Source organism: Gordonia sp. NPDC003950, assembly GCF_053605205.1.
Map to the genome: position 1 here is coordinate 45,432 of NZ_JBSGIT010000003.1, position 11,800 is coordinate 57,231.

12 protein-coding genes and 1 other RNA gene are annotated in these 11,800 nt (G+C 69.7%); 8 read left to right on the forward strand and 5 right to left on the reverse strand.

Annotated features, from left to right (window positions below; genetic code table 11):
• Nucleotides 1-39: 39 nt before the first annotated feature.
• Nucleotides 40-843, reverse strand: coding sequence for a spermidine synthase (locus tag ACWETB_RS03280; protein ID WP_449743758.1), 804 nt, complete (start codon nt 841-843; stop codon nt 40-42).
• 42 nt (nt 844-885) lie between these two features.
• Here ACWETB_RS03280 and ACWETB_RS03285 point away from each other — a divergent pair, with 42 nt between their 5' ends.
• Both ACWETB_RS03285 and ACWETB_RS03290 read left to right on the forward strand, forming a co-directional pair.
• Entirely contained in the window at nt 886-1,518 is a 633-nt protein-coding gene (locus ACWETB_RS03285; protein WP_449743757.1) for a Type 1 glutamine amidotransferase-like domain-containing protein, read from the forward strand.
• The gene (locus ACWETB_RS03290) at nt 1,518-2,480 is read left to right on the forward strand and encodes a cobalamin biosynthesis protein (protein ID WP_452209268.1); all 963 of its coding nucleotides are present in this window, start codon (nt 1,518-1,520) and stop codon (nt 2,478-2,480) included. Before ACWETB_RS03285 ends, ACWETB_RS03290 begins: the two co-directional genes overlap by 1 nt.
• On the opposite strand, the gene ACWETB_RS03295 is transcribed toward ACWETB_RS03290, so the two are convergent.
• Nucleotides 2,458-3,495, reverse strand: a complete 1,038-nt coding sequence (locus tag ACWETB_RS03295) for an SURF1 family cytochrome oxidase biogenesis protein (RefSeq protein ID WP_449743755.1) — start codon at nt 3,493-3,495, stop codon at nt 2,458-2,460. The genes ACWETB_RS03290 and ACWETB_RS03295 overlap by 23 nt on opposite strands.
• Before the next feature lie 72 nt (nt 3,496-3,567).
• Here ACWETB_RS03295 and ACWETB_RS03300 point away from each other — a divergent pair, with 72 nt between their 5' ends.
• Nucleotides 3,568-4,608: a zinc-binding metallopeptidase family protein gene (locus ACWETB_RS03300; RefSeq protein ID WP_452209270.1), complete on the forward strand. Its 1,041-nt coding sequence runs from the start codon at nt 3,568-3,570 to the stop codon at nt 4,606-4,608.
• A 12-nt stretch (nt 4,609-4,620) separates the two neighbouring features.
• Here ACWETB_RS03300 and ACWETB_RS03305 read toward each other — a convergent pair whose 3' ends face one another.
• Together ACWETB_RS03305 and ACWETB_RS03310 are read right to left on the reverse strand one after the other, a co-directional pair.
• The gene (locus ACWETB_RS03305; protein WP_348804163.1) at nt 4,621-5,097 is read right to left on the reverse strand and encodes a low molecular weight protein-tyrosine-phosphatase; all 477 of its coding nucleotides are present in this window, start codon (nt 5,095-5,097) and stop codon (nt 4,621-4,623) included.
• Nucleotides 5,090-5,875 carry an HAD hydrolase-like protein gene (locus ACWETB_RS03310; RefSeq protein WP_348804162.1) on the reverse strand — a complete coding sequence of 262 codons (786 nt, stop codon included), beginning with the start codon at nt 5,873-5,875 and terminating at the stop codon, nt 5,090-5,092. The genes ACWETB_RS03305 and ACWETB_RS03310 overlap by 8 nt, the downstream gene beginning before the upstream one ends.
• Before the next feature lie 9 nt (nt 5,876-5,884).
• Here ACWETB_RS03310 and cobC point away from each other — a divergent pair, with 9 nt between their 5' ends.
• From cobC to ACWETB_RS03330, 4 genes are all read left to right on the forward strand, one after another.
• Entirely contained in the window at nt 5,885-6,982 is a 1,098-nt protein-coding gene (gene cobC, locus ACWETB_RS03315) for an Rv2231c family pyridoxal phosphate-dependent protein CobC (RefSeq protein ID WP_452209273.1), read from the forward strand.
• The gene (locus tag ACWETB_RS03320; protein WP_452209275.1) at nt 6,969-8,120 is read left to right on the forward strand and encodes a Nif3-like dinuclear metal center hexameric protein; all 1,152 of its coding nucleotides are present in this window, start codon (nt 6,969-6,971) and stop codon (nt 8,118-8,120) included. Before cobC ends, ACWETB_RS03320 begins: the two co-directional genes overlap by 14 nt.
• Nucleotides 8,121-8,314: 194 nt before the next feature.
• A complete protein-coding gene (locus tag ACWETB_RS03325; RefSeq protein WP_348804159.1) occupies nt 8,315-9,052 on the forward strand; it encodes a zinc ribbon domain-containing protein in 738 nt (245 codons plus the stop codon).
• Between the two features lie 38 nt (nt 9,053-9,090).
• Nucleotides 9,091-9,708: a histidine phosphatase family protein gene (locus ACWETB_RS03330; RefSeq protein ID WP_452209510.1), complete on the forward strand. Its 618-nt coding sequence runs from the start codon at nt 9,091-9,093 to the stop codon at nt 9,706-9,708.
• Nucleotides 9,709-9,810: 102 nt separating this feature from the next.
• Here ACWETB_RS03330 and rnpB read toward each other — a convergent pair.
• An RNA gene (gene rnpB / locus ACWETB_RS03335) (RNase P RNA component class A) lies at nt 9,811-10,214 on the reverse strand.
• A gap of 154 nt (nt 10,215-10,368) precedes the next feature.
• Between rnpB and ACWETB_RS03340 the strand changes: the two genes are divergently transcribed.
• Nucleotides 10,369-11,787 carry an RNB domain-containing ribonuclease gene (locus ACWETB_RS03340; RefSeq protein WP_452209278.1) on the forward strand — a complete coding sequence of 473 codons (1,419 nt, stop codon included), beginning with the start codon at nt 10,369-10,371 and terminating at the stop codon, nt 11,785-11,787.
• Nucleotides 11,788-11,800: the final 13 nt, after the last annotated feature.

Here is an 11,800-nt window from a genome sequence, read left to right on the forward strand (position 1 = left end):
AGGGCGCCCACTCGACGGGAAAGGGCGCCCACTCGACGGTTACGGGTCGTGTCGGGCGCCGCGGCCGAACGCGCGGGCCTCCTCGCCCGCGATCACCCGGGCCGGCAGCGGATCGCTGAGTAGCCGGCGAACCAGGGGCGCCGACGGCTCCACCGGGGTTCGGGAGCCGACCACCACGACGTTGCCGGTGCGTCGGCCCTTGAGCATGGCGGAGTCGCCGACGAGCATCACATGGCCGAACACCTCCGCGACCGCCGCGACGTCGGCGCGGACGAGCGTCAGGTCACGACCGTCACCGCAATTGGCCAGGTAGAGCCCATCCGGAGTGAGGACATCGGCGACCGCTGCCACGAACTCGACGGTGGTCAGATGGGCCGGGGTGCGGTCGCCGGCAAAGGCGTCGCGGACGACGACGTCGCGAGTCCGCGGCTGCAGCGACTCGGTGACCGCACGGGCGTCACCGACCCGGATACGCAGCCGCGGCGCCCTCGGCAGCTCGAACCATTCGCGGACCAGCCGGGCCAGTTGGGCGTCGACCTCCACGGCGACGTGCCGTGACTCCGGATACCGGTCGGCGAGGTAACGCGCCAGGGCGCACGCCGCGCCACCGAGATGAAGCACGCGCACGCGGTCCCCGGTGTCGAACCGATCGTCGATGACCGCGGCCATCTGCCGCAGATACTCGAAGTCGAGCACCGTCGGATCGTCGGGATCGATGTGTGAGGAGTGCGCGCCGTTGATCTGCAACAGCCATCCACCGGAAATCGGGTCCGGCGCCAACTCCGCGGTGCCGGTGTCGATCGGGTAGGTGCCGGCGATCGGGACCGGACGTGTGTGTGCCATGAGAATCCGAAGTGTATCCGCCGGCGTAGTAGCGTGGCGCAGGTGAATCTGCTGCTGCTGTCCTGGGGCTTCGGTGCGGTCCCCGGGTTTCTTGCCGACACGACGGGAAAGTCTCTGTCGCAGTTGACGATCGGCTACATCGACGACGCCAAGATCCCCTACGCTGACCCGTCCTGGGCGAAACCGGAACGCGACCGACTCGTCCGGCTGGGCGCGACCGTCGTCGATCTGTCCGGGGCGAGGCAGGAACGTGCGGAGTTCGCCACGACGATCGAGCGGACCGACGCGGTGTATGTGGCCGGCGGCAACACCTTCGCGCTGCTGTGGGCGCTGCGGCGGGCGGGTGCCGAACAGATCCTGGACGGCCGTGTGCGCGAGGGACTTCCGTACATCGGCTGCAGCGCGGGATCGGTGATCGCGGGACCCGACATCTCCCCGGTGGAGCGGATGGACGATCCGGGCGAGTCGCCGGGACCGGTGGACCCGCACGCGTTGGGGTGGATCGACACCGTCCCCATTCCGCACGCCGACGGGCAGATACCGATCTATCCGCCGTCGATGATCGAGTCCGTGCGGCGCGATTACGGAACCGACCGCGAGCTGACCATGATCGCCGACAACGAGGCGTTGCTGGTGCGCGGAACCGTGCGCACACTCGTCGCGTCCGCCGACTGATGCGGGCGTTCCGGCCCTCGCCGAGCGGCCTGGTCCTCGGTTATCTCCTCGATCGTGCCGTCGGCGATCCCCGTCGGTTCCATCCCGTCGCCGGGCTCGGCGGCCTGGCGGCCTCCCTGGAGGCGGTGACCTACGCCGACACCCGCACCGCCGGGGTGGTGCACTGTGCACTGTGCGTCGGCGCGGCCGTGGCGGTCGGCGCCGGTACGGGTGCGCTGGCGGCCGACCGCCCGGCGATGCGGGTCGCGTTCACCGCGGCGGCCACCTGGGCGGCGCTGGGCGGAACCACCCTGACACGTGTCGGCACGCAGGTGGCCGACGCGCTCGACGACGACGACCTCGCCGGTGCCCGCGGTCTGGTCCCGAGTCTGTGTGCGCGCGATCCCGACGCGCTCGACGCGGCCGGGATCTGCCGGGCCGCCACCGAATCGGTCGCCGAGAACACCTCGGATGCGACGGTCGGCCCGTTGGTGTGGGGAGCGCTCGCCGGTGTTCCGGGCATCGTCGGGTACCGCACCGCGAACACCCTCGACGCAATGGTCGGCTACCGCAACGATCGATACCGGCGGTTCGGGTGGTGTTCGGCCCGCGTCGACGATGCGCTGAACCTGCTACCGGCGCGCGTGTCGGGGATGCTCGTCGCGCTCCTCGGTCCCGATCGTGCGGGCGCGGTGCGAACCTGGCGGCGTGACGCGTCGGCGCATCCGAGTCCCAATGCCGGGGTGGTGGAGGCGGCGTTCGCGGGGGCGCTGGGTCTGCGGCTCGGTGGGCGTACCGTCTACCCGCACCGCGTCGAGCAGCGGCCGGTGCTCGGCGACGGACACCCGCCGACGACCGCCGATCTGGCTGCGGCGGTGCGGCTGTCGCGTCGGGTGCAGGTGGGTGCGGTGGTCGTCGCCGCGGCGCTCGCGTGGGCCCGGGTGCGAGCAGCAGAGTCGCTCAGCCGCCGTAGCGTTCGGTGAGTTTGTCGCGGATGGTCCCGGTGGCGTGTTCGGTGTCGGGTCCGGCGCCGATACCGACCGGAGCGGTGTCGTCGACGGGTGCGGGGTCCGCTGCCGGTGCGCCTGCGGCGGAACGCAACTCGGCGCGCAACTGTTTGCGACGTTCGGAGCGCGACAGGGGTGGCGGCGTGAGCGGTGCAGCCGGCTGCGGCCGATCGCCGAGTGGTGTCGGCGTCGCGTCGGGACGGTCGGGGTCGGGGCCCGCTGCCGGCGTCTGGGCGGCAGCCGCATGCGCCGCCGCGGCCCGGCGCCGCTGCCGGATCTCGGAGAAGATGAAGTAGCCGGCGCCCAGCGGTGCCATGATTCCGAACGCCAGCCACTGCAGGCCGTAGGAGAGGTACGGACCCGAATCGAGCTGCGGCAGTCCGATATCACCGAGCGCGCCCGGCTGACCGGGCGACAACATCAGATAGAACGGGTCCATGGCGGTCCCGGTCGCCGCCGACAGCTGCGCCGGATCGATCGTGTACACCGTCAGCGCGCCGCCCTCGACCCGGGCGCCCCGCCCGTCGGAGGTGCCCTCGGCGGCGCGGATACGCGCTGTGATCGTCGTCTCGCCGGCCGGCGGTGGCGGGATGACCGGGGTGGAACTCTGGTCGGGTCGGACATATCCGCGGTCGACGACGAGGACACGATCACTCCCGGCGACGCGGAAGGGTGTCAGCACCTCGATGGCCGGCCGCTCCTCCACCGACCGCAGCCGGACCAGTGCCTGCTTGTCGGTCAGAAATGACCCGGTGACGGTGACTTCGCGCCACTCGGTCTTCGGGGCGAACGGCGCACCGGGCGGGGCGAGCTCGCTGATCGGCACCGGATCGATGGCCACCGCGGACTTGATCAGGTCATTGCGTTCCGAGGTCGCCGTGTTCTTGCCGAGCTGCCAGGGTGCCAGCAGCATGAAACAGGCCGCCGCAAACGCCACCACGACGATCGACAGGGCGATCCACCCCGGCCGAATGCTTCGTAGTGCGCGCATGGTTCAACGGTACCGAGAAGCGGTCCGCGCGTTGTGCCCGGATTCGTGCGACGCCGCTACTAAGCTGTTCCGATGCGTGACTTTCTCTGCCGGCGGTGCGGCCAGCGCCTGACGTTCGAGAACAGTCTGTGTCTGCACTGCGGGAGCGCGCTGGGATTCTGGCCGGCCGCCGGCACGATGGTGCTGCTCGATGGTTCCGGGCACGCCGTCATCGCTGGGACGAGTGTTCGTCGATGCGCCAACAGTGTTCGTGCGCAATGCAATTGGTTGGTGCCGAAGGATCAGCGCAGCGCCTTGTGCGCGTCCTGTCGGCTCACCCGGACCCGCCCCCGCGACGAGGACGTCCGCGCGGTGGCAGTCTTCGGGCAGGTCGAAACCGCCAAGCGCCGAGTCATCTGGGAATTGTCCGAACTGGGCCTGCCGATCGTCGCGCGCGCCGATGATCCGCGTTCCGGACTCGCCTTCGACCTCCTGTCGAGCCGAGATGTGTCGGTGATCACCGGGCACTGCGCCGGTGTGATCACCCTCGATCTGGCCGAAGGGTATCCGGTGCATCGGGAACGTCAGCGCGTTGAACTGGCCGAGCGCTACCGCACGGTGATCGGACACTTTCGCCACGAGCTGGGGCATTACTACCAGATGGTGCTCGTCGACGGGGCCCCCGATCCGGCCCGGGCGGCCGAGTTCCGGCGGCTGTTCGGTGATCCCGATGCCGACTACGACGCCGCGCTGCGTCGTCACCACTCCCGAGGTGCTCCGCGCGACTGGTCGGCGAGTCACGTGTCCGGGTACGCGACGATGCATCCGCGGGAGGATTTCGCCGAGACATTCGCGCATTACCTGCACATCCGCGACACCCTCGACACCGCGGCGCGCTTCGCGATGGCGCCGTCGGAGGCAGCACTCGACGAGACGCCCGCCGACGTCGCGGATTTCGACCGGCTCATCGCATGCTGGTTACCGACGATCTGGGCGTTCAACCAGATCAATCGATCGATGGGGCACAGTGGCCTGTATCCGTTCGTGCTGGCCGAACCGGTCGTCGAGAAGATGCGGTTCGTGCACGACCTCACCCTCTCGGAACGGGTCGCCGAGCACGCACGAACGGCCTGATCGCCGGGCGTCTCAGTCGCCCAGGCGGTCCCGGACCCAGTCGAGGAGTCCGGGCATCGCCGCCTCGATCTGGCTGCGGGTGACCGCGAAATCCTCCGGTGTGCCGTAGTACGGATCGGACAGATCGAGATCGTCGGCGGGTGCCGCCGGGTCGAAACTTCGCAGCAGTCGGGTCCGATCGCCGAGCCGTTTACGTTCGAGTTCCTTCACGTGCCCGGCGTCGGCGGCGACGAACAGGTCCGCATCGATGTGCTCCGGGCCCAGCTGGGCGGCGACGTGACCGTCGGGGTAGCCGTGGGCGAGCAGTTCGGTCCGGGCACGGTTGTCGGCGGCCTCGCCGACATGCCAGCCGCTGGTTCCGCAGCTGCTCACCTCGACGCGGTCGGACAGGCCGGCGTCGAGTAGCGACTGGGCGAAAATATTCTGTCCCATCGGGGAACGGCAGATGTTGCCGGTACAGACGAAACAGACGTGGAGTAGGTCAGACACCGAGTACCTCGCGCAGATCTTCCATCGACTCGACGCTCCAAGAGGCAGCGTCGCGCTCGCCGGGCAGGGCATACCCCCAGCCCACGATGACGGTCGGGATGCCGAATCCGGCAGCACCTTCCACATCGTGGGATCTGTCGCCGATCATCACCGCCGGTTGCTGCGGTCGGTGTGTCTGCGGGTCGAGCGGTATGCCCAATTGTGCCAGCGCATGGGCGATCACGTCGGACTTGTGACGCCGGGTGCCGTCATCGCTGGCACCGGCGATCACCCGGAAGTTGGCGGAGAGCCCGAAGTGATCCAGGATGGCCCGCGCGGTGTTCTGGTTCTTCGACGTCGCGACGGCCAGTGTGCGTCCGGCGGCGTACAGGTCGGCCAACAGTTGCGCCATACCGTCGAAGACCGCATTCTCCAGCCAGCCGACGTCGGTGTAGCGCGCACGATAGGCGCGCATCGCCGCATCGGCGGTCTCCTCGTCGAGACCGAGCGCCATCAGTGTGTCGATCATCGGGGGGCCGGCCACGCCGGCGACCACACTCTCGGGTGGCGGTGGCGCACCGACCTCGGCGAGTGCGTGTCGGAAACTGTTGGCGATCCCGGTGAAACTGTCGGTGATCGTGCCGTCGAGGTCGACGAGCAGGACGGTACCCGGGTCGGCAGGGTTCGGTGACCCCGCAGCGCTCGGAGACCCTGCAGCGCTCGGTGGTTCTGCGGCATGGCAGGGCTCGGTGGTCGTGGGTCGCTCGGTGGTGGACGACTCTGGGTCTGGCCGGGACATCACCCGTCCATGGTGCACGTAGTCTCTGACGGTATGACATCGGGGCTGCACGCACTCGACCGCCACGGCGATCAGGAGGCCGGCGACGGCATGCTCGACTTCGCCGTCAACGTCCGCGGCCCGGCGCCGTCGTTCGTGCGGTCGGCGATCGGGGTCACCCTCGATGACCTGGCCCGATACCCGTCGCACGCGGCGAGCGCGCGGACCTGCGCGGCGATCGCGAATGTGCACGGACGTGCCACCGACGAGGTGATGCTGCTGGCCGGTGCCGCCGACGGCTTCGAGTTGTTGCCGAAACTCGGCGTGCGCCACGCCGCACTCCTGCAGCCGTCGTTCACCGAACCCGAATTGGTGCTGCGTGCCGCGGGGATCGCGGTGACGCAGGTCGTGATCGACCCGGCGCAACCGATCGATGTCGACGTCGCGTCCCGCATTCCCCCCGATGCGGACCTGGTGGTCGTCGGCAATCCGACCAACCCGACGTCGATGCTGCACGACGCCGACGGGCTGGCGGGGCTGCGTCGTCCGGGTCGGGTGCTCGTCGTCGACGAGGCCTTCGCCGACCTGACCATCGACCCGATCAGCGGGCGCACCGAACCCCAGTCCCTGGCGCATCGTCGGTTCGATGACGTGATCGTCGTCCGCAGTGTCACCAAGACCTTCGGGCTGGCGGGGCTGCGGGCCGGTTATCTGCTGGGTGCGCCGGACCTGCTGGCCCGCCTGCAATCGGGGCGGCGGGCCTGGCCGTTGTCATCGCCGGCGCTGGCCGCGTTGGCCGCGTGTGTGTCCGAGCAGGGGGTGCGGTTCTGCGCCGAGCAGGCCATCGCGGTTCGCGCCGAGCGTGACCATCTGGTGCGGCGGCTCGACGAGATCGGGGTGTCGGTGAGTGCCCCGCCGTCGGCGCCCTTCGTCCTGATCGAGCTACCGCACGCATTCGCCATCCGGGAGTCGTTGCGCAACAACGGTATTGCGGTGCGAAGCGCTGCGAATTTCGTCGGTCTCGGCGACGACCATGTGCGGTTGGCGGTGCGGCCGGCCGACCAGGTCGACCGTCTCGTCACGGCGTTGGAGCGGGCGCGAGAGGAGATCTCCGTTGGCCGTTCATGAGGATGTGCCGGTGACGGTCGGTGCGGTCGTCGAGGTGCTCGAGGCGGCCTATCCACCACATCTGGCCGAGACATGGGACGCCGTCGGTCTGGTGTGCGGGGACCGCGCCGAATCAGCGGGTCGGATCCTGGTATGCGTCGACGTCACCGACGACGTCGTCGATGCGGCGGTCGCCGGCGGATACGACATGATCCTCGCGCACCATCCGCTGCTGCTGCGCGGCGTCGAATCGGTGGCTGCCGACACCGCCAAGGGCCGCATCGTGCACCGCCTGATCCGAGCCGGGATCGCGCTGTTCACCGCCCACACCAACGCCGACAAGGCTCGCCCCGGTGTCTCCGACGCGCTCGCCGACGCCCTGGGTCTCCTCGACACCCGGCCCGTCGAAACCGAACCCGTTGCTCGCCTCGACAAGTGGGTGGTGATGGTGCCCGAGGGCAATGCCGAACAGGTCAGCGAGGCGATGTTCGCCGCCGGCGCCGGACAGATCGGCGATTACCGCGACTGCGCGTGGACGGTGGTCGGCGTCGGGCAGTTCGAGGCGCGCGACGGGGCGAATCCGACGATCGGTGAGATCGGGGTGCGCGAGCGTGTCGACGAGGCACGGGTGGAGATGGTGGCGCGGGTGGAGATGGTGGCGCGCCGGGGTCTGCGGGCCGCGGTGCTCACCGCCCTGCGTGCGGCGCACCCGTACGAGGAACCCGCCTTCGACGTCATCGAAATGGCGTCACTGCCTTCTGAACTCGGACTCGGACGGATCGGGCGACTCCCGAAGCCGGCGACGGTCGGGGAGTTCGCCGCCGACGCCGCCCGGGTGTTGGGCACGCCGTGGGGTGTGCGGGCCACCGGTGACCCCGACCGCCGGATCGAGACCGTCGCGGTGTGCGGTGGCGCCGGCGACTCCTTGCTCGACGCGGTGCGCCGCGCGGGCGTCGATGCGTATCTCACCGGCGACCTCCGGCACCATCCCGTCGACGAGTCGCTGCGCGCCGGTGGGCCGGTGCTCATCGACGCAGGACACTGGGCCACCGAATTCCCGTGGTGTGCTCAGGCCGCCACACTGATCGCCGCGGCCACCGGATCGGCGGTCGAGGTGTACACCACTCCCACGGATCCGTTCACCGTTTGCGCACCGTGACGTCGCGGCGCGTAGCGTGAACGTTCACCCAGACAGACGAGGGCGGCCCGGGAGGCTGCCACGTCCATGACACGCCGCATCCATGACACACCGCATCCATGACACACCGCATCCATGACACACCGCATCCATGACACACCGCATCCATGACACAACGTCCATGACACAACTTCCATGACACAAGGAGACACCCGATGAAGGTCGATGCCGCCCGGCAACGACTCCTGCTCGAGTTGGCCGATGTCGACGCCGGACTGGCGAGGCTCGACCACCGCGCCCGCAATCTGCCCGAGGATGCCGAGATCGCCGAGGCGACGCGCGGCATCGACGCCGCCCGCGACGATCTGGTGCGCGCGGAGATCTCCGCCGAGGACCTCGATCGGGACTATCGCAAGATGGACAGCGAGATCACCGGTATGCGGGATCGGGAGCAGAAGGATTCGGCGTTGTTGACCGCCGGAGGCCTCGCCCCCAAGGCGCTCTCGGAGTTGCAACACGAGCTGACCGGACTCGGACGTCGCCGGCAGGTGCTCGAGGACGATCTGCTGGAGCTGATGGAACGGCAGGAGGCCGTGGTCGCGGAGCAGGAGCGCGCCTCGGCGACCGTGGCGCATCTCGAGACCGAGCTCGCGGCCCTGCAGGGTCGGCGCGAGGAGGCGCTCGCCACGGTGACCGCCGATCGGGAGGCCCTCGACGCCCGGCGCGCCGACATCGGTGCCGAGGTGCCCACCGAACTGATGCCGATCTATGACCGCCAGCGGGCCGCGGGCAAGGTCGGTGCCGGTCTGCTGCGGGCGCGGCGCTGTGGTGCCTGTCGGATGGAGCTCGACCGCGGCACGTTGTCGGCGATCGGTGCCGCCGATCCCGACGAGGTGATCCGGTGTGAGGAGTGCGGTGCGATCCTCATCCGTACCCACGAATCCGGTCTGTGAGCACCCGGCCGGTGAGCGCTCCCTCCTGGCAGGGACAGATGGCCGCACCCACCCGCCTGGTGCTGGTGCGGCATGGACAGACGCCGTTGTCGGTTGAGCGCCGCTACTCGGGGCGGGGTAATCCGGCACTGACCGGGCTGGGCGTCGCCCAGGCCGCCGGTGCCGCCGAACGCATCGCGCTGGAATCCGAGGTGGCCGCTGTCATCAGTTCGCCGCTGGAGCGGACGCGGGCGACCGCGCAGGCCATCGTCGATCGCGTCGGCGGTGAGGTCATCGTCGACGAGGGCTTCGTCGAGAACGACTTCGGCACGTGGGAGGGCCTGACGTTCTCCGAGGCCAAGGCCCGTGACCCGGAGATCCACGCGCGGTGGCTCGGCGATCCGTCGGTGCCCGCACCGGGGGGCGAGAGTTTCACCCAGACCGCCGAGCGTGTCATCGCCGCCAAAGAACGGCTACTCGCACAGTTCCCCGGTCAGACCGTGGTGGTGGTGTCGCACGTGACGCCGATCAAGTCACTGCTGCGGCATGCGCTCGACGTCGGCCCACAGTTGCTCTTCCGATTGCACCTCGACCTCGCGTCGGTGTCGGTGACGGAGTTCTTCCCGGACGGTGGTGCCGTTGTGCGGTCGGTCAACGAGACCGCCCATCTGCGCTGACGGCGCTCGGTTCTGCACTGACGGCGCTCGCCATGTTGTCGACGGCGCTCGCCGTGTCGTTGACGGCGCCCAGAATCGGCGCAGCGGCGGCTCGGGGAAGGGCGAACGAGTCGGCGTGTAAGCCGGATCCTGTTCCGACCATAGGTCGGCGGCGACCATCCATCTGGGCACTCCGTCGCCGGGTACCTCAAGCGGCCCACCCGCGGGCTGGGGCGAGCAGCCCTCGTAACACCCGCGCACACGCACCCTGCGGTCCGTGCTTCGGCCTTGCTCCGGGTGGGGTTTACCGAGCCGACGCGGTCACCCGCATCGCTGGTGCGCTCTTACCGCACCGTTTCACCCTTACCGACCTCGCGGTCGGCGGTCTGTTCTCTGTGGCACTGTCCCGCGGGTCACCCCGGGTTGCCGTTGACAACCACCCTGCTCTGTGGAGTCCGGACTTTCCTCGGCGCCTGGCGTTTCCAGTGACTGGTCGTCCCATGCGCCGCGGCCGCCCGGCCGACTCGTTCGCCCGTACAGGATACGCCGGGCGCAATCGGGGACTGATAGGTGCTGTCGCCGAACACGAGAGCGCCGGCAACGAGGGAGGCAGCGCCGTCAACGAGATGGCGTACGCCGGATTCCGTGGAACCGGTGCGGCGCCGCGGTTAGGGTCGGGGAGTGCAACGCAGATTCTCCGCGCCGGATATCGATTTCGACGCGATCCGCGGCGAACTGGGTGTCTCCGAGGATTACGGCGAGGCCGCACTCGACGAGGCGGAGAACGCGGTCGACCGGCACGCCGACGAACGCACCGACGACACGCATATCCCCTTCGTCACGATCGATCCTCCCGGCTCGATGGATCTCGATCAGGCGGTCCACATCGAGGCCGTCGGTGACGGCTTCGTCGTCCGCTACGCGATCGCCGACGTCGCGGCCCTGATCGAGCCGGAGGGGGCGCTCGATCAGGAAAGCCGCCGCCGCGGCTCCACGATCTACTTTCCGGACCGATCGGTGCCGCTGCACCCACGGGTGTTGTCGGAGGGCAGTGGTTCGCTGCTGCCGGAGGTGACGCGGCCGGCAGTGCTGTGGACCATCGCGGTGGCCGGAGCGGGTGAGGTCACCGATGTCGACGTCCGACGCGCGACCGTGCGGTCGGCGGCCCGTCTCGACTACGAGCAGGTCACCGCCGACGCCGCCGCAGGGGCGCTGCATCCCTCCATCGTCGACCTGCCGCGATTCGGCGAGCTGCGCCGTCGGGTTGCGTTGTCGCGCGGTGCGATCGAACTCGACCTGCCCGATCAGGAAGTGGTGCGCGACGCCGCCGGGTGGAGTCTGCGGCTCGCTCCGCACACCGCGGCGGACATGTGGAACTCACAGGTCTCACTGTTGACGGGGATGAGCGCCGGACAGATCATGGCCGCCCACGGCGTGGGATTGCTGCGCACCCTGCCGCCCGCACCGGCCGAATCGGTCACCGACCTTCGTGCCACCGCCGCGGCCCTGCGTGTTCCGTGGCCGGCGGAGGCGACTCCGGGCGAATTCCTGGCGTCGCTGCCGCCCGACGAGCCGACGACCCTCGCGCTCATGTCCCACGCGGGCGGACTCATGCGCGGGTCGGGATACCTCGCCCTGACCGGATCCGAAACGACCGACGCGGCCCCGGAGTCCATGGTGCACGCGGCGATCGGCGGGGTCTACGCACACGTCACCGCTCCGCTCCGCCGCCTCGGGGACCGGTTTGCGACCGAGGTGTGCCTGGCGGTCACCGCCGGAAAACCGGTGCCCGACTGGGTGATCCGCGCGCTCCCCGCCCTGCCCAAGGTGCTGCGGTCGGCCGACGCCCTCGGCTCGGCCGCCGACCGGGAGAGCATCGACCTGGCCGAGGCGATGGTGCTCGCCGACCGCGTCGGTGACCGATTCGATGCGGTCGTGCTGTCCGCCGCGGAAGCGAAGAAGCCTGCGCGCATCTTCATCGACGACCCGGCCGTGATGGCGCGCTGCGACGGTACGCCGCCGCAGGCCACGCGCATCACGGTGCGGCTGACCACCGCCGATCCGACGCGCCGCACCGTCGGGTTCGCGCCGGTCGTCTGACGCGGAGTCGTTG